We start from the raw sequence: 19723 nt of genomic DNA, 5'->3' as shown, positions 1-19723 counted from the left end.
ATATTCTTTCAAAAATAAATAAAAAACGAGATGTAATTACTTTTTTGAAAAAATCTCTAACCTCAAGTATGTGTGAAGAAATCCTAACGTTATGTTGTACAACATTTACGATTAAAACTGTAAAAAAACAATAGTGAAGAGGTGTACGGAATGAAGAATAAAATTATGACAGGATTTTTAATAACATCAATCGTTACTGGAGCGACTATTCCTATGAATACTCTCGCAACGCCAACCGTTCAGGCAGAAACGAAACAAGAAAATATAGATATATCCTCAGCATTACGAAAAATAGGTGCACACTCCAAATTAACACAAACCTTTATAGATGGAGCCTTAGCAAATCCGAATGTGCAACTTGAAGAAGTTCCATCTTTAAATACAACTCAATTTCTAATTAAACAAGATATGAAAGAGTGGTCATCAGAACTATATCCAAAATTAATTCTACTAAATTCAAAAAGTAAAGGATTTGCAACCAAATTTAATAGCTATTATCCAACATTAAAAGGATTTGTAGATAATAAGGAAGATAAAGAAGGGTTTTTAGATAGACTGGAAGTTCTTCAAGATATGACTATAACAAACCAAGAAAACGTGCAACGTCAGATTAATGAGTTAACAGATCTTAAACTACAGGTAGATAAGAAACTGAAAAATCTTGATACAGATGTGGTAAAAGCACAAAGTGTACTTAGTTTAGAGGGAACAGGAAAAATAGACAAATTAAAAAATGAAATGCTAAATACAAAAAAATCAATTCAAAATGATTTACAGCAAATAGCATTATTACCAGGAGCTTTAAATGAACAAGGGCTAAAGGTATTCCAAGAAATTTATAGTCTATCAAAAGATATCATTGAACCGGCTGCTCAAACCGCAGTAGTGGCGTATAACAAAGGAAAAGAAATAAACAATGCTATTGTAGAAGCAGAGAAGAAAGCAGAGCAAGAAGCAACAGAAAAGGGAAAATCAGTTATAGAAATTGAAGCTGCCAAAAAAGAAGCACGTGAAGCGATAGAGAAAAGTAAAAAAGGTGAAATTGCTGCAGCTGCGGTTACAAAAACGAAAGAGTATGATCTTATGAAAGTGATTGATCCTGAAAAAATTAAAAAAACATATAGTACCTTTGCCGAAATTAATAAACTAACAGCAGAGCAAAAAGCATATTTAAATGATTTAGAGAAACAAAATCAGACATTATATGACTTAACAACTAAATTAACAGTAGCAGATTTACAAAAATCAATGATTCTTTTCATGCAAAATGATTTGCATACATTTGCTAATCAAGTAGATGGAGAAATTGAGCTAATGAAACGTTATAAAGAGGATTTAAATTTAATAAATAATAGTATTACAAAATTAACGACTGAAGTTGATACTAATAACACTCAGTCTCAAAAAGATACATTAAGACGACTAAAAAATGTAACAATTCAACTCGAAGGACAGGTTAATAAATTTTAATATTAAGAAATTAGGTTTAATAAAAGGGTAATAACTCAACTGAAAATAAGGAGGAGAATTAAATGATGAAATTTCTATTTAAGGTCATAACTTTGGCCACGTTAGCAACGGTTATAACTGCTACGAATGGTAGTACTATTCATGCACTTGCACAAGAACAGACAGCACAAGAACAGAAAATAGAAAATTATGCGTTAGGACCTGAAGGGTTAAAGAAAGTGTTGGCTGAAACAGGCTCTCATATTCTTGTAATGGATTTGTACGCAAAAACAATGATTAAGCAACCGAATGTAAATTTATCCAACATTGAATTAGGTTCCGGAGGGGGAGAATTAATCAAAAACATTCACCTGAATCAGGAACTGTCACGAATCAATGCAAATTACTGGTTAGATACAGCGAAGCCAAACATTCAAAAGACAGCACGTAATATTGTAAATTATGATGAACAATTTCAAAATTATTACGACACACTAGTAGATACTGTAAAAAAGAAAGATAAGGCAGGCCTCAAAGAAGGAATAGGGGATTTAATCGGTACAATTCATACAAATTCAAATGAAGTTACGGAAGTTATTAAGATGTTAGAAGCTTTCAAAACAAAGTTGTATACAAATACTGTAGATTTTAAAAATAATGTTGGAGGTCCAGATGGACAGGGGGGATTAGCGGCTATATTAGCGGGAAAACAAGCACTAGTCCCACAACTTCAGGCCGAAATTGAGAATTTACGTTCTACGCAGAAAGCACATTTTGATAATGTATTAGCCTGGTCAATTGGTGGTGGATTAGGAACAGCTATTTTAGTTATTGGAACGATTGCAGGAGCGGTAGTAATTGTTGTGACTGGTGGCACAGCGACACCAGCTGTTGTTGGTGGTCTAGTAGCTCTAGGGGCAGCTGGTATTGGTTTAGGAACAGCAGCTGGTGTTGAGGTATCTAATCATATGAACTCCTATAATGAAATTTCGAATAAAATTGGAGAATTAAGTATGAAAGCTGATCTAGCTAACCAAGCAGTTATTTCACTTACTAATACAAAAGACACTTTAACATATTTGTATCAAACAGTTGATCAAGCAATTATGTCTCTAACAAGTATTCAGCAACAATGGAATACAATGGGAGCAAGTTATAAAGATTTATATGATAATATCGATCAAATGCAAGATCATAAACTTTCGTTAATACCTGACGATTTAAAGGCTGCAAAACAAAGTTGGAATGATATTCATAAGGATGCAGAATTCATTTCAAAAGACATTGCATTTAAACAAGAAAAAACAAACTAAAAATTTATATATATTTATAGGAGGAATTAAAGTGAATAATAATTTTCCATATAAACTACTTGCTGTATCGACGTTTATAACTCTGACAACAACTACTGTAGTTTCTCCAGTAGCAGCTTTTGCAAGTGAAAGTAAAATAGAACAAACGAGTACTCAAGATATATCTCTTTCTGTAAACAGCGAAAAGATGAAAAAGGCTTTGCAAGATGCTGGGGTATTTGCAAAATCCATGAATGATTACTCTTATTTGTTAATTAATAATCCAGATGTTAACTTTGAAGGAATTGATATTAAAGGATATACAAATCTACCTAGACAAATTCTACAAGATCAAAAGAATGCTAGAGAACATGCTTCAAAATGGGATTCACACATAAAAAAACAACTTTTAGATACACTGACGGGGATTGTAGAGTATGATACTAAATTCGACAATTATTACGACACATTAGTAGAAACGATTAATGAAGGAGATGCAGATACATTAAAAGAAGGCATTACAGATTTGCAAGGTGAGATTAAACAAAATCAAGCATATACACAGAATTTAATACAAGAACTAGCTAAGTTAAGAGATAGTATTGGAGAAGATGTCCGGGCATTTGGAGGTCATAAAGATATCTTGCAATCAATTTTAAAAAACCAAGCATCTGGAATAGATGAAGATGAAAAACGCCTAAATGATGTTTTAGAGCAAGTAAGACATTTTAAACAAGTAGAATCGGATGGAATAATAACTGTATCAGTTCCCTCAATCCCTACATGGATTGCTGGCGGTATTATGATAGGGGTAGCAAGAGATAATTTAGGTACGTTAGAGCCGTTATTAGCACAATTACGTCAGACTATAGATTATAAAGTAACGTTAAACCGTGTAGTTGGTGTTGCGTATAATAATATTAGTGAAATGCACGATGCAATTGGATCAGCTATCAATGCTCTTACCTATATGTCTGCACAATGGCATGATTTAGATTCTCAATATTCAGGAGTGCTTAGTCATATTGATAAAGCGTCCCAAAAAGCAGATCAAAATAAATTTAAATTCTTAAAACCTAACCTGAATGCAGCGAAAGACAGTTGGAAAACGTTAAGAGCAGATGCGTTTACATTAAAAGAAGGAATAAAAACATTAAAAATGAATCCTGTTTCTTCAAAAAAATAGAGGGATATGGTTTTTGTTACAATGGCATTTAAACAGTCATAAAATGATTTTTTGTTCTTTATAAATTGAAAAGACAGAGGTGTAATAAGGCCTCTGTCTTCTATTTTTATTGAAATAATTTTTAGTGTAGTGAAGTCTCTTACATTAAGAGTAAATAAATATATGTATAACTCCATCCTATCCTATATGTAGAAAGTAGTTATACAAGTTTAAATTTTTAAGGTGAATGATTTTTTGTGAATTTTTCCATAAATAATAATCTTTGATTAGTGAGCTTTATATTCTTATTTTATTAATTGAATACTTTTATACAATTAGATGGAAGTTAATAACACTGAATCAAAACATATTAGGTTGTTATTGAGGAGTTTATCGCAAAGTTGTTATTTTATGTGTCATCAAATAACATTTATAAACAACTAGAAATAAAGAAAAGGAGACTATTATGAGAAAAAATAGAGTATTAGATACAACATAAATAGCGTAAAAAATTTTGGTTTAAAAACATAATAAATAAAATAATAATCCTTACATGCACTAAGGAAAAATGAGGGAGATAATATGGGGAATAATTCAAAATATAAAACTAGAAAAATACTTGCAACTACTGCTACAGTAACTATGCTTGCGACTGGAATGATTTCTTCATCGGATGTCTTTGCAGAGGAAAGGCAGCAGCAAAAAAATTTATCGACATCACTGCAAGAAGAAAAGTCAGTTAAATTAGAAAATAGAACATATACAGTCCCAGGAAAAGGGGATGTTGAGGTACTAAAACAACAGGAAAGAAAAAGTATGGCATTTAGTCCATATGAACCAACTGGTTTATATGCAAAGCCAAATGAACAAATAACGATAAATGTAGAAGAAAATCAAAATATTCAAGCATACATTGGAACGTATTCGTATGATGCTTCTTGGAGAGAAGATTCTAAAATAAAATCATTTACATTGAAACCTGGTATAAACACAATCCAATCTCCAAATGGGGGGATGATTTATTTTTATAATAAACAACAAGGTGGCACTATTCGAACAACAGTCACAACAGGTGGAACGACTATTCCTTTCTTTGAACTAGGCAAGCATACGAAACAAGATTTAATAAACATGCTGGACCAATATCCAAATGCACATGCAGTGGAGTTAAAAGGAGAACGTGTATTAATTACGGCCAGCCCTGCACGTGTTAAGAAATATTTGTTGGGTTCTAATACAGATCCTGTACAACTCTTAAAAAAGATGGATGAAGCTACTCGAATTCAGGACAAAGTAGCTGGATTATCCGAAGAACAAGTAGATAAACATTATGTTCATTACGTAGAGGAAAATCATTCTCCTGATTATTATATGTATGCAACTTCTTATAGAACTGCATATGTAGGAGATGCAATCCAATACGTGTTAGATATTGATAAATTTGTAAAAGATGGCTGGGGTCCATGGCACGAGGCAGGACATTTGAGACAACAATCGCCCTGGAAGTTTTATAATATGACAGAAGTACAAAATAATATATACAGCCTTTCTGTAGAAAAAGCATTTACATCTAATCAACCTTTTAGATTGCAACAAGAGGGTGCTTATACTAAGGCATTTCAATACTTAGAACAATCTAATAAAAATTATGATGAAATTAGTGATGCTTTTGTTAAGCTTGTTATGCTTTGGCAACTACAGTTAGCGTATGGAGAGGATTTCTATCCTAAATTGCATCAATTGTATAGAGACATGCCTTCAAATGAAATTCCACAAACTGATGAAAATAAAAAACAATTATTTATGATTTCAGCATCAAAAGTAGCCAAACAAAATTTGATTCCTTTCTTTGAGAAGTGGGGATTACGTCCAAATAACGATACCATTCAAAAAGTGGCTGCATTAGGATATCCAATTTTAACAGCAGAAATTTGGAAGGGTACGGATTCTAATCCAATTAAACCAGATATGCCTAATGGAAATAATATTTTAGAAGGAAAACAGTTTGCATGGTCACTAAAAGGAATTAGCGATTTCGAGTTTGCTAAAATCAATCTCAATAAGTCGACAGAAGAAATGCAAATCGACTTAAAAGAAGGCATACCGCATCATTATTTTAATGAAACATATGCGAGTATTAAAGTACAAAATGCATCAGGAAAAGTAGTATATAAGAAAGACATTTATGGAAACAAACAACAAAATGCTGAACTGCAAAAAGTTCCAGTCAAAGTAGGAGATTATATTGATTTAACACATCTAGAAGGTGTGCATAGAGCAACTTTTATGAATGTCGATAATAGTAAACAAGAGAGCTTTGGAAAAAAAGCCATATACGAAGTTACAAAGGATGGCCTGAAAAAAGTAAATCAAATTGTTAATCCGAAACCAGATACAGAGGCTCCGACACAGCCACAAGAATTATATGCAAGCAACCTTACTTCTAACAGTGTAGAGCTAAAATGGAATCCTTCTACAGATAATGTAGGTGTAAAAGAATATCAGGTATTACGCGATGGACAATTAATTCAAACAGTACAAGGAACGACGTTTACTGATCAAAACTTAACAGTTAATAAGGAATATAAATATGCAGTGAAGGCCGTAGATGCAGCTGGAAATACATCAATTCAAAGTAACATTCTTTCGGTAAAAACAAAAGATCAACATGCATCTTATGAGAAATGGAATCCAAAGAAGGCGTATACAAAGGGATACAAAGTAGAACATCAAGGGAAAGTGTATGAAGCTGTTCAAAATCATCAAGGAAATGGTGACCCGAATTGGATATTTGCAGTATCGTTATGGAAACCACTTACAATCAAGTAATATGTAAGAATCAGATGTGAAGATAGAACAACATAAATGGGGGGCAGTATTTTAAAGAATTATTGGATGTTGCTTGAATTTTGATAGATTTCTCTATTAAGTTAGTATTCAAAAATTAAAATTAGAAAAGGAAGAAGATTAGTGATTATTCAGAAAGAAAACAAAAGGTTTAATAAAGTTATTATAATTACCGCAGCATGTAGCATGTTTTCTATGTTTGGAACGTCTATTTCGCACACTAAAGCTGCAACACATTCAGCTGCTCCAGCAGTTTATGTCAGTCCCCAAAATATACCTGCCTCAGATATTATTAGTATAGACTGGTCACCAGTTCAGACTCCCCCTTATACGTACTGGGCTGTACACAACTGGAATGCAGGTGGTGAAGCTGGAGGATATGCTGGTTTTCAACAACAAATTGGGTTTGATGAAAATGGAAAACGTACTTTACATTTTGCTTTATGGGATCCAATTTCCTCTAAAGAAGCAATAAAGGCTGAATACTTATCTCCGAATTCGCAAGCTGGACCCTTTGGAGGAGAAGGAACAGGAATGAAGGTTCAAACAACTTATGGTTGGAAAGACTACAATTGGTACAGAATGACAATGCGTTCATGGCAAGAAAATGGTCATACTAAATTTGGACAATGGCTGAAAGATGTAACAAATAATAAATGGCATCAAATTGCAATTATGGATTTTCCTGTTGCTAATGTTGCATTTAATCATGGATTAGGAATGTTTCAAGAAGACTGGGCTGATAGTGGACAGAATGTTCGAGAAGCGCGCCTGAAAAATGGTTATAGCCGAAAGTTAGTAGATAAACGATGGAATTCTTGGAATAATCAAAACATTTCAGGGACGCATGATAATACTTATCAATATGATGGAGGAGCCACTTCAGAATATGTATGGGTCAAAGCAGGAGGTAATACGCAGTCTACCATTGGATCAGGAAAAATATTCACGCTAAATCAACCTACTCAACCTGAAATAGGAAAACTAGATTTTGATATCCAATCTATATATTATGAAAATGAAAAATTAAATGTATCTTGGAAACTAAAAGAAAATAGTACACCGCAATTTAAGGGGAAAATTGAAATTTATAACAATGAAAATATGACGGGCCAACCTATTAACGTAATTGATGATATTAAATCTTATCAAAATGGAATCAGTCAATCTATATCATTATCAACAAATGCTTATGCAAAAATTGTATTAACGGATTTATTTGATCAAACTGTTGAGAAAAAGGTACAAATCAAAAATGAATCTCCAAACATTTTTGAAGGTAACGAATTTGCATGGTCGCTGAAAGGGATTGGAGACTTTGAATTTGCGAAAGTAAATTTAAATAAATCAACAGAAGAAATGCAAATTAATCTAAAAGCAGGTGTACCACATGACTACTTTAATAGTACATATGCAAGTATTAAAGTGCAAAATACATCAGGTAAAGTGATCTATAACAAAGAGATTTATGGAAACGTACAGCAAAATGCTGAATCACAAAAAGTACCAGTCAAAGTAGGAGATTATATCGAGTTAACACATTTAGAAGGTGTGCATAGAGCTACTTTCACAAATGTCGATATTAGTAAGCAAGAGAGCTTTGGAAAAAAAGCCATATACGAAGTTGCAAAAGAGGGTCTGAAGAAAGTAGAAAAAATGCCAGAAGCAACAATCTTAGATGGAAATCAATTTGCATGGTCATTAAAAGGATATAGTGATAGAGAAACTGCAAAAGTAGATTACGATAAAACGGCAGAAGAGATGAAGATAAAACTAGAAGCAGGTGTACCACATTCCTACTTTGCTAGTACGTATGCGAGTATTAAGGTCCAGAAATCTTCTGGAAATGTTCTGTACAATAAGGAAATCGTGGGAAATAAACAACAAAATGCTGAAAGCCAAACTGTGCCAGTCAAGGTAGGGGATTACATTGAATTTACCCATATAGAAGGAGAAGCAACAAAGGAGAAAACGCGAGCAACTTTAACTAACCTTGAAAATAAAAAAAATGAAACCATTGGAAAGACAGCAAGGTATCAAGTTACAAAAGAAGGCCTGAAGAAAGTAGAGAAAATGCCAGAAACAACAGTTTTAGATGGAAATCAATTTGCATGGTCATTAAAGGGATAAATGATCGAGAAATCGCAAAAGTAGAGTATAACAAAGCAACAGAAAAAATGCAGATTAAATTAGAAGCGGGAGTACCCCATTCCTATTTTAGTGATACGTATGCAAGCATTAAAGTTCAAAACTCATCGGGAAATATTTTGTACAATAAAGCAATTGTAGGAAATAGCCAACAAGCTGCTGAAAGCCAAACTGTTCCAGTCAAAGTAGGAGATTATATTGAGTTTACTCATACTGAGGGAGAAGCACAAAAGGAAAAGACACGTGCCACACTTACTAATCTTGAGAATAGTAAAAAGGAATATATAGGAAAGAAAAGAATATATCAGGTTACCTCTATGGGATTATTAATAAAGTCATAGATTTCACTACAAAAGTTAAATTATAGATTTATATATTATATAAAAATCTTAACCATTATACGCATTAAAAAATGCTCAAGAAAAAATAGATTGGCGGGTATAGTATGAACATATTCAAAGGTTTTCTAATTTCATCAATTGCAATGACAACATTTGTAGGAACAGATCTAATACTACAAAATGATAGAATTCATAATAAAATTTACGCGGAATCTTATAATGTAACATACAAAGAAATAGATTCTAATAAAAGAGATTCACAGGAAGAACAATTAATTGTAAAGTTTAAAAATGAAATTGACTTACCTTATGAAGATGGTATTGAGAAACGAATAAAAAATGGGAATTATGATAACAATTTAAAGAAGTTATTTTCCGAAAATACGGAACTTACTTTGAATCGCCTGTTCTCATCTGTAAATCCGATAGAGATTGAAAAGTTATCATTACACTCTAAATCATTTGCTAATCAATCAGCTAACAATTTATTAAATTATTATATTGTACAAGCTCCTAATAACATAGAAATAGAATTATTACTGAAAAAATTTGAAACATCACCTCTTGTAGAGGAAGCTTATATACAAGAAAAACAAATTTTGACACCCCCTGAAATACAACAGTTACCCGATTTATCTGTTAATCCGTACGATGATCCTAGATTTAAAAATCAAGGATATCTTGAAGCGGCACCAAAGGGAATTAATGCCTCGCATGCTTGGAGCATTAAAGGTGGTGACGGAAAGGGTACTACTTTTGTGGATATGGAATATGGATGGTTATTGAACCATGAGGATTTAGTCAATAAAAATATAAAGCTTATGTCTGGACAAAATATAAGTCAGCATAGAGCTCATGGTACTTCTGTATTAGGAATTGTTTCATCCGAAGATAATCAAATTGGAAATATTGGAATTGCACCAAGAGCAAATGTAAAAGTAATATCCCAAATCAGGGATAATGGAATTTATAATACAGCGGATGCCATTTTAAGTGCTGTACATAATTTACAAGCAGGGGATATTCTTTTGTTAGAGGCACAAGCTTCGTATGATGGGTATGGGGAGAAATATTTACCTGTAGAAGTACATCCAGATATTTTTGATGCGATTCGTGTTGGTACAGATAAAGGGATTATGATTATAGAAGCTGGCGCAAATGGTTCAAACGACTTAGATAATTTTAAAGATCGTAATGGAAAAAAAATCTTAAATCGAAATAGTCCAGACTTTAAGGATTCAGGTGCTATTATGGTTGGGGCGGGATCATCAACTGTTCCACATAAACGTTTATGGTTTTCAAATTATGGAAGCCGATTAGATGTATATGGATGGGGAGAAAATGTTGATACAACATCTGCAAATCCAAGTCAAAATAATACAAATTTATATACATCAACATTTAGTGGAACATCAAGTGCTTCACCAATTATTGCTGGGGCAGCAACTTCGATTCAAGGTATTGCTAAAGAACACCGAGGTTCTCCTTATACACCAGCCGAATTAAGAAATATCTTAAGTAATCCAAATACAGGAACAAAATCTCAAGATCCATGGAATGATAGAATAGGTGTTTTACCTGATCTAAAATCTATATTAGATAACTTAGGTTTTAATCCAGATATACCGAACTCTTCTAATATTTTAGAAGGAAAGCAGTTTGCATGGTCACTAAAAGGAATTAGCGATTTCGAGTTTGCTAAAATCAATCTCAATAAGTCGACAGAAGAAGTACAAGTTGATTTAAAGGCAGGCATACCACATCATTATTTTAATGAAACATACGCGAGTATTAAAGTACAAAATGCATCAGGGAAAGTAGTATACAATAAAGACATTTATGGAAACAAACAACAAAATGCTGAATCGCAAAAAGTCCCAGTCAAAATAGGAGATTATATTGAGCTGACACATCTAGAAGGTGTGCATAGAGCTACTTTAATAAATGTAGACAGCAGTAAACAAGAAAGCTTTGGAAAAAAAGTCATGTACGAAGTTACAAAAGAAGGCTTGAAGAAAGTAGAAAAAATGCCAGAAACAACGGTTTTAGATGGAAATCATTTTTGGTGGTCTATAAAAGGATATAGTGATAGAGAAATCGCAAAAGTAGATTATAATAAGACAACAGAGAAAATGCAGGTGAATTTAGAAGCGGGCGTACCACATTCTTACTTTAATAATACGTATGCAAGTATTACAGTAAAGAATTCAACCGGTAGTATTTTGTACAATAAGGAAATAGTGGGAAATAGACAGCAAACTGCTGAAAGCCAAACCGTGCCCGTAAAAGTGGGAGATTACATTGAGTTTACCCATATAGAAGGGGAAGCAGTAAAGGAAAAGACACGCGCTACACTTATTAACCTTGAGAATAATAAGCAAGAATATATAGGCAAAAAAAGAACCTATCAAGTTACTACAACGGGATTAAACAAAATAGATTAACATGAATAACATTCTAATTATTAGTTAGATGCTAATAGTCGTTCATTATGAACGGCTATTTGGCTTTTATTTAAAGAAAAGTGAAATGAAAACACTCTCTCTTTTGTATATACTCTCGTTGCCATCAACTGCTACATTTGTTTATTAGGGGGAAAAAATTTAAAAATGTGCTTGAGAATTGATAAATGTTTAAGTGCTATAGATTTGAGAAGAAACAGAATAGTAAGGTATTTATTGATAAACTCTCTCGATTATTACAGTATTTTACATATTTAGTATGATGTATATGAGTACTATGTATATTAAGGGAGGAATGGGAATGAAGAGGTTCATAACACGTGCAAGTGGTAATACAATCTCAAAAAAGTTAGTTTTAATGATGTTGCCGATGGTTTTAATGATATTGATGATTACACCATCGAATGATGTATCGGCAGCCAATCTATCAAAAGCGGGTTCACTAAAAGGCGTGAATTTATTTAATGGAAGTTGGATAGTTGCTATACAGGCAGCAAATTTACAATATGTTTCTGCTGAGCCTTTGGGAAATGTAACAGCGAATCGTAATGTAGTTAATGAATGGGAGAAATTCGAATTAATTCCGACTGGAGAATTGTATACGTACGCTTTAAAAGCCAAAAGTAATGGGAAGTATGTTTCGTTTGAGCCAAATGGTAGAGTAGTAGCAGATCGTACATCAATTGGGGCATGGGAAAAGTTTATCTTATATAATGGTGGAGACAATAGGATATATGTATTACAAGCACTCAGTAATGGTAGGTATATATCAGCAAATGGTGGTATATAATTAACAGCTACTAGTTATGTAGCTGGAAGCTGGGAAAGATTTGTTATTGTATACTTCTAAACTTTGAAGTGTTATATGTCTAAATGATAATGGCTAGTATGTATGAATGCCTAATACAATAAAGTATTAAGTATTTAATACAAGTGTATATTAAAGTGTAAAGGGCTGCAGGTAATTAGCAGTCCTTTTTGCATATTAAAAAAAGACTTACTATGTATTTATTGTAGCTAGGTACATAGAACTAAAAATAAGATATTCTTGTGAACTCAAAAAGCCAAAATTCCTTAACTTAGGAATTTTGGCTTTGACGTTATGTCATGGAATTGCAATTGGAATGGCATCTGGCATATCTACTGCACCAGAGTTATAATTTCTTCAGCCCTTTAAATTAGAAACTGGTACTTGATTAGCGTAGTTAAATTATTGCCTTTTAAAAGAACGGAAAGAGTTTTTTCGAGTTAGTACCTTTTACATGATAAATATTGAAGAGGGAAAACCCACTTAGAAAGACTTTTAAGCAGAAAAATAGACTAGTCTATTTTAATTTCTAATGGTCCCAGTATCTTTTATTTTGACGTGTGTCTTTACATTTATTTTAGCCTCTGCTAACGCTTGCGACCAATCTCCTTTTACTTTTTTCCACTCTTTATATTGAAATGCTCTAGCATATAGGGATAATCCGATTGGATCAATTTTATTCTGCTGTATTTCATACAACATATTTTGTAAATTATTATTAATTTCTTTTTGAATAGCACTTTTTAAATTATTTATATTTTTTTTATTATCATAGTACCCCTTAATTAAATTCGGATTGGTTTTTTCTATTAAAGCTACATTAGCATATATATCGAGATTAAATACAAACTTTCCGTTTTGAAAAGTAACATCTACCTTCCTTGTCGCGTTCTGTACGAAGATAGAAGTATTTGTTTTTTTGTTGGAATTTTTAGGAGGAAGTGCAAGGTGTAATATCATTCGCCCGTTGCTTTTTGGCTTATTTATAAGATTGAAAAATTTAACATCTTTTTTAGGGATATAAGTTAAATATTTCCCTTTTCGATCTAAAAATGCAATTCCTACTGTGTCGATTTCATTCTTTGTTTTTTTGATAATTGGAACAGTTTGCGTCATTCCATCTTCATTTTGTTCTCTCATTAATTGCTGAATTGTAGAAGAGACGGATTGGTTATTTTGAATTGAGGATTCGATTACACCATTTATATAAGATGATAGTGATGGTTTACTAGGCTTATAAATTTTAAAAATTTCTTCTGCAGGCCCATCTACAAGTACTACTTTAGCATTAATGGTAGCGTAAGGATCACGGTAAGAAGAATCAAGCTCCTGCAACCAATTTGCTTCTTGCGCTAATTTTTTCCCAATTAAAATGATTTCAGCTTTGGAAGCTGTCAGATATCCCGTTAACTTCGTATCTATCTTACTGAATCCATTATATACAGTTGCTGCTTGTGTCCAATGCTCTATAGTACTTTTTTGCTGCTTATGATGAAAGAGTGGTATGCTTGTTCCAACTTTTATGTCCCCATTAGAGGTTCTATCCAAGCCAATTAAAAGGATTAATGAAACCTTCTCAAGAGGAACTCTCTGACTACAACCAATTATATACACACAACAAATTACAATCCATATCCATTTTCGAATCAAAGTTGTTTCCTCCTAGTAACCCAAGTAAAAAGAATACTGTAAGTGAAAAATAAGATTGGTAATAGAATAAAGAAAATGACATTTAAGATATCCATAAGAGAATATATAAACAAATATTGATCCACATCGGGATTTAGGAAAATAAATAGACCAACTATAAATAACATAAAAGCAAGCAGCGCCCAATTTCGGGCGTTTTTTTGAAGTGATATGGTCATAGATTCAAAACTGAAAAATAAATACGGATATAAAGTAGTGGAGAATACAATTAAATAGTAAGCGATATAAATAATTTCTAATCGTTCCATGAAAGAAAAACGAACCCCTTGTAACAAATGAAATACGGGCCAAATTACGTCTTTTATCCCCTCGGGGCTAAAGTATATATAAGAAAGAATGGTCACATATAGATAGAAAATCATGGTTCCAGTATTAGCTATTAGTAGTCCTTTTATGGCCTTTTGTTTTTTTTGTAAGAACGGATATATATAATATGCAATTTCTAAGCCAGCATAAGGAGTAATAGTTTCTTTTGTTGCCTTTAAAATAGGGTATAATCCCTCTTTAAAAATAGGTAGTAGGTGTAAAGGGTTGTAGTTACTCTTTAGTGAAAAAAGAAGAAATAGTGGCATCCAAGTAGTGAAGAAGAAAACAAGCATAGAATAACTAGTAAGAGCCCTTAACCCACTCAGAGCTAAAATAATAAAAGGTAATAGTAATAATATGGTGATTTGATAAGCAGGAGTGGAAGGGAATATCCAAACTTTTACAATATCAGTTGCCTTTAGTAAAGTATTAAAGCCAGCAAAAAATAGATAACAGGCATATAAAAGAAAAAGAATCGTCCCTAGCCATTTACCAAAGTATGTTTTTAAGATTTGTGAGAAATTTTTGTTGGGATTTTTTTGTAACATTAATATAATAAATACACCGATTATAGAAGTAACCATCCATCCAAGAATGATTGAAATCCAGCCATCTGTGCCAGCAGTAGTAGCAAGTGGGCTTGGCATAATTAACATACCAGATGCAAGTTGCAGCGAATGGATGAAAATAATAAATTCGAATAAAGTTATATTTTTGAATTTAAGATTCCCCATGTTAACCACCTTCTTTTTTCTTTCTTTGTTTCGGCTGCCCAGTACTCGAACGGCTGGTAAGCATAGAAATAGGAAATCTTACAAAAGAATCTTTTAACTCTTGGAGACGAAATGGCGCGATTGGCAATCCATATGGTGAACCATATGAAGTTAGTGAAACAAAATGAGCAAATAAGAGCATTAATCCACTAACAATACCTACAATCCCATAAAAGTAAGCCAATAACATCATTGGAAAACGAATAAGGCGTATAGAACTTGATAAATCATAATTAGAAACAATAAATGAAGCAATGGCTGTAATAGATACGATAATAACCATAACGTTACTAACAAGACCAGCTTGAACAGCCGCCTGTCCAATTACAATGCCTCCAACTATTCCAATGGTTTGTCCAATTGGTTGTGGTAAGCGAATACCAGCTTCACGTAGCATTTCTAGTGTAATTTCCATTATAAATGCTTCCAGCAGGGGAGAGAAAGGAACTTTGACTCTTGACGTTGCAATAGAAGTGTATAAATCTATAGGAATGATTTCAAAGTGAAAAGAGACTATAGCTATATAAAATGCTGGTAAAAAAATAGCTATAATAAATCCTGCAAATCGTAATAAGCGAAAAAATGATGCAATGAGCCAATGAATATTATAATCATCTGGAGTTTGAAAGAATCCAATTAAATTCATTGGAACAATCATTGCGCCAGGGGATCTATCCATTAACACCGCTACTTTTCCATCAAGTATATGATTTGAAATAGCATCTGGGCGTTCACTTAAATAAGCCTGTGGAAAAGGAGACCAATTTTGATCCTTTGTAAAATTAGATAGTTCACCAATGCTTAATATCGCATCCGTTTTAATTCTACAGATTCTGTTTTCTATTTCTTGAACTACATCTGCATTCGCAACATCACCTAAATAAATTAAATAAACAACAGAAGTTGCTCTTTCTCCAATCGTCAGCTTTTTGATTTTTAACTCTGCAGAAGGAAGATATCGACGAATTAAGCCTATATTTTTTGTGGCATTCTCAATAAATCCATCATGCGATCCTTTAATAGTAACTTCTGAAATTGGTTCTTGAATTGCTCTCTCTGCCCAGCCTTTTGTATTTATTAGAAGTGAACGATTTTCTCCTTCCATAAATAGTACACATTGACCTTCAAGTAATCCTTCTTTAATTTCATTCCATGTATATACTATTTTGGTATGAGTAGCGATAATATTAGAATTAAATATTTGACTGTCTTCATTTACTTCTTGTAATAATGGTGTAACAACATTGCCTTTTAAAGTAACACCATCAGTAAGGCCTTCAAAGTAATATAGTAGAATATTCGTATTTGTTTTTAATTGCAAAGGGTGTTCAATTAAATCTGCACTAATATCAAAGATGTTATCTAATGTATTTTTAAGTTCTTTTAAGTTACTTGTTTGGATCTTTTCAATGGTTTTATCTGTCTTAGTTTCTAAGGTCTCTTCATTTAAGGACAAAATTGACACCTCTTTAATATATAACGATTAGTTGTATTTATTATTTTTATAAGATGGAATTTTATTCACAAATTTAAACAAATTGGGAACGGAAATTAATAATTGAGAGCAAAAAATAGAGGTAATTTGTGGAAATCTAAGTATCAAGATAAGAATTGAAATTTGAATGATTATAATAAAAAAGAAGCCTTGATAGGCTCTTTTTCATAGTTGGTAAATACATTATCAACAATAGATGGCAATTAAGGTATTAATTTAGATGCCTTTTAGTTAATCAGCTGAATTTTGTAGGAAGAATTCTTTTTTCATACCTTAATACTCAATGAAAAAGGATATTTCATTTGTTTGGGTGTTTTAGTGTATTTGAATTTTGCGCACTAACAAATTTTGTTTAGGGACAAAATGCATTTTCTTAATTATCAGAAAAATTAGCGCAACAAAATTCTTATTGGTTATTTTGGTAAGTATCAAATATTTCTTTGGCCTTATTTTCTTGATAGTACCGTACGTTTATATGTTTCTAAGGGAAAGAAATATTTTCATTTTTATTACCATCTATTGTTTGATTAAGATGGTAACATGAAATTGAAACGTTTACAACCAGAAAATAAAGAAAAAATATTAAAATGTGACTTTTTTCGACAATTATTTTATGTTTATATCTAATTTTATTATAGGAAAAGGCGGAGGAAAGCGGACCTTTTCCTATAAAATATCTTGTTGGAATTAGAAATAACAAAAGTAGTAATAAGAGCTTAAAATTAAAATGAAATTCAGTGATAAAGTTATAATTTTTATTTTTGGATCCCAAGTGTTTTAAATTTTAATCCATTTTGCGTTTCTTCCTTTTGTAACCAGCTTAATATGGCCAAATAATTGCAAGGAATTTAAAGCCTTACTAATTGTACTCTCTGCAATGTCTGGATAAGTGTTACGAATACTTTCCTTAGTAAAGGGTTGCTTTTGTTTAAGTATAAAATCTTGGATTCTCTCAACTTTAGTATGTTTACATATAGAATCTAGAACTGTGTTATGAAGATCTTTGTAAGCCTCTAATATAATTGTTAAAAACGTTTTTAACCAAAAACTACTATTATGTTCCTCGCAGTACCAATTCACCGAAGATTTATAAATCGAATTGTAATAATCAGATTCATTTTTCTTAATATATTTATCCAAACATACATATTTTACAAATGTATGTCCACTCTTAATTAACAGCAATTGCATTAACATAAATGCCAGTCTGTTATTACCTTGATTGAAAGGGACTATGCAATAAAAATTTAATATAAAACGAGCTATTAATAAAAGTGAATGTAGCCCCTTACTAGTATTTAATGAGTTGTATTGATCACATAATTGCTCCATAAACTGTGGAATAAGTTCATGCGGAAGAATGCGGTAACTATTCAAGTGCATTCCATGTTCTGGAATTCCTGGAATAATAAAAGGTTTTTCACGCCATTTGGCACTGTCAGAGGTAATGTAATGTATTAGTTGAAAATGCAATTCCTGTATAGTTGCTGGATTGATTAATAAGGTACAGGAGTTTTTATGTACAAAAGAAAGTGTTTGATAATAACAAAAAATAGCATCTTCTGAAATATTTTGAGGTACTATATCATCTAAAATAAGTTCTTTTAATCTTTTATTAGGAACTTTTATATCCTCATAAATAGTTGTGAAGTTTTTTATGTAATGTAGTGGTATAGTTTTTTCTAAACTATTAAATATGTCAGGGTTTTGTTCCTGATAAGCAGCTAATTTTCCTTTGAATTCGCTAATTTCACTTATTAAATTTATTAACCTCCTTTTTAATTCAATATTTTTATACTTATCATCAAAAAAGTCTCTCATTTTTGTTCCTCCTGTAATCCCTTAACACGTTGTCGCATATATCTTTCCATTCTAAAGGTATTCCACGACATCATTGTAAAATAACGAAATTTTAGTTCTGATTTTGAATTTATATATCAGAATCTATATTTTTATTTAACAATTAAAATATGGAAATTATAAAGAAGAATCGTTAGGATTCAATTTTAATAGGCATAATCCTAACATCAAATGTACAAATGTACAATAAAAAAATATAAAATATAAAACTACCGACTCTTTTGAAAGATTATTTAAAAGCGTTTTAAGAAATTGTAGGTATTGATATGCTTTAGTTTAGGAGTAAATAATGAAGTGGTAATAAAGTTTTCATAGGTAATCAAAAGGTAGATAGACTATTAATTTGTGACAATTATGTGCCTAATCTATCATATGCTTTTATGAGAATTCTAAAATTAAATCCTAACGAGCTGAATTTTCTATATTTATCATATAGATTAGGAGAGACGTGTTGATGAAATGTATCATTTTATATAGAAATATGTAACGTTTAACACTTTTATTGTAAAATATTTTGACATACGTTAATTTAAATATTAGGTACAGGAACATTTAATAAAAACTCAGTACTAAAGTACCCTTTAAACGTTTCACCCTAAAAACGTTTATGTTTTTTATATTTCAAGCACACTGAAGTTTACCCTTTGTTTCTGTACCTTATTAGATAAAAATAATATAATAAATTATTAGTATTTGATAGCAAATGGCTATTTAATGTATTAATCACAAGGAAATATGTTAAAATGAATATTTTAAGTTATTTTATGGATAATTAAGGTTTAGTTTAAATTAGTAGGGAGATATGTCTAAAATTAAATGATTTATGTGCATTAACCATATAAATCAAACCATATTATTTACGGTGTTTTTTTAGGTTCAGCAACTATGTGTCAACTTAACCTTGGTAATGTCGTATTTGTATGTTATATAACAGAATTGTGAAGTCTGAAAGAAACTGATATAATCGGTTTCTTCCAGACTTTTTTTACTTTTTGGTAACATAAAAAATTTATTTTTCCTAAATGAGGTAATTCCTGTCTCTTATACACATCTGACGCTGCCGACGA

Annotated in this window: 10 protein-coding genes and 3 pseudogenes; 9 read left to right on the top strand and 4 right to left on the bottom strand. The window is 31.7% G+C overall.

The window, feature by feature from the left end; genetic code table 11:
* Positions 1-150: 150 nt before the first annotated feature.
* From hblC to JDS95_RS27960, 9 genes and pseudogenes are all read left to right on the top strand, one after another.
* Entirely contained in the window at positions 151-1470 is a 1320-nt protein-coding gene (hblC, locus tag JDS95_RS27990; RefSeq protein WP_000791009.1) for a hemolysin BL lytic component L2, read from the top strand.
* Between the two features lie 62 nt (positions 1471-1532).
* Positions 1533-2762: a hemolysin BL lytic component L1 gene (hblD, locus tag JDS95_RS27985; protein ID WP_000975309.1), complete on the top strand. Its 1230-nt coding sequence runs from the start codon at positions 1533-1535 to the stop codon at positions 2760-2762.
* A 31-nt stretch (positions 2763-2793) separates the two neighbouring features.
* Positions 2794-3927, top strand: coding sequence for a hemolysin BL binding component B (gene hblA, locus JDS95_RS27980; protein ID WP_085450770.1), 1134 nt, complete (start codon positions 2794-2796; stop codon positions 3925-3927).
* A 561-nt stretch (positions 3928-4488) separates the two neighbouring features.
* Positions 4489-5709, top strand: a pseudogene (locus JDS95_RS32255) (M60 family metallopeptidase); the annotation flags it as partial.
* Positions 5710-5889: 180 nt separating this feature from the next.
* A pseudogene (locus tag JDS95_RS32250) lies at positions 5890-6282 on the top strand (putative mucin/carbohydrate-binding domain-containing protein); the annotation flags it as partial.
* Positions 6262-6735 (top strand): fibronectin type III domain-containing protein, encoded by a 474-nt coding sequence (locus tag JDS95_RS32245; RefSeq protein ID WP_472926264.1) that lies wholly within the window; start codon positions 6262-6264, stop codon positions 6733-6735. The pseudogene JDS95_RS32250 and the gene JDS95_RS32245, both read left to right, overlap by 21 nt.
* Before the next feature lie 141 nt (positions 6736-6876).
* A pseudogene (locus JDS95_RS27970) lies at positions 6877-9242 on the top strand (putative mucin/carbohydrate-binding domain-containing protein).
* A 104-nt stretch (positions 9243-9346) separates the two neighbouring features.
* On the top strand, positions 9347-11686 hold the full coding sequence (locus JDS95_RS27965; protein WP_001019971.1) for a putative mucin/carbohydrate-binding domain-containing protein: 2340 nt from the start codon (positions 9347-9349) through the stop codon (positions 11684-11686).
* 319 nt (positions 11687-12005) lie between these two features.
* Positions 12006-12494, top strand: a complete 489-nt coding sequence (locus JDS95_RS27960) for a fascin domain-containing protein (RefSeq protein WP_000819429.1) — start codon at positions 12006-12008, stop codon at positions 12492-12494.
* 540 nt (positions 12495-13034) lie between these two features.
* Here JDS95_RS27960 and JDS95_RS27955 read toward each other — a convergent pair.
* The 4 genes from JDS95_RS27955 to JDS95_RS27940 form a co-directional block, all read right to left on the bottom strand.
* Positions 13035-14162, bottom strand: a complete 1128-nt coding sequence (locus JDS95_RS27955; protein WP_000619986.1) for a Ger(x)C family spore germination protein — start codon at positions 14160-14162, stop codon at positions 13035-13037.
* Positions 14159-15262, bottom strand: coding sequence for a GerAB/ArcD/ProY family transporter (locus tag JDS95_RS27950; protein WP_000527363.1), 1104 nt, complete (start codon positions 15260-15262; stop codon positions 14159-14161). The genes JDS95_RS27955 and JDS95_RS27950 overlap by 4 nt, the downstream gene beginning before the upstream one ends.
* Position 15263: 1 nt before the next feature.
* Positions 15264-16757 (bottom strand): spore germination protein, encoded by a 1494-nt coding sequence (locus tag JDS95_RS27945; RefSeq protein WP_085450768.1) that lies wholly within the window; start codon positions 16755-16757, stop codon positions 15264-15266.
* Between the two features lie 816 nt (positions 16758-17573).
* Positions 17574-18617 carry a Fic family protein gene (locus tag JDS95_RS27940; RefSeq protein ID WP_001204211.1) on the bottom strand — a complete coding sequence of 348 codons (1044 nt, stop codon included), beginning with the start codon at positions 18615-18617 and terminating at the stop codon, positions 17574-17576.
* Positions 18618-19723 lie beyond the last annotated feature (1106 nt).

The sequence above is a fragment of the Bacillus cereus group sp. N24 genome (genome assembly GCF_016483345.1).
Classification (GTDB): domain Bacteria; phylum Bacillota; class Bacilli; order Bacillales; family Bacillaceae_G; genus Bacillus_A; species Bacillus_A toyonensis.
The sequence above is the reverse complement of the archived record's forward strand: the minus strand, read 5'-3'. Positions and strand labels throughout refer to the sequence as shown.

Coding starts and splice junctions, on each gene's coding strand:
- JDS95_RS27950 (WP_000527363.1), bottom strand. CDS start 15,262: ATGGGGAATCTTAAATTCAAAAATATAACTTTATTCGAATTTATTATT.
- JDS95_RS27960 (WP_000819429.1), top strand. CDS start 12,006: ATGAAGAGGTTCATAACACGTGCAAGTGGTAATACAATCTCAAAAAAG.
- hblD (WP_000975309.1), top strand. CDS start 1,533: ATGATGAAATTTCTATTTAAGGTCATAACTTTGGCCACGTTAGCAACG.
- JDS95_RS27965 (WP_001019971.1), top strand. CDS start 9,347: ATGAACATATTCAAAGGTTTTCTAATTTCATCAATTGCAATGACAACA.
- JDS95_RS27940 (WP_001204211.1), bottom strand. CDS start 18,617: ATGAGAGACTTTTTTGATGATAAGTATAAAAATATTGAATTAAAAAGG.
- hblC (WP_000791009.1), top strand. CDS start 151: ATGAAGAATAAAATTATGACAGGATTTTTAATAACATCAATCGTTACT.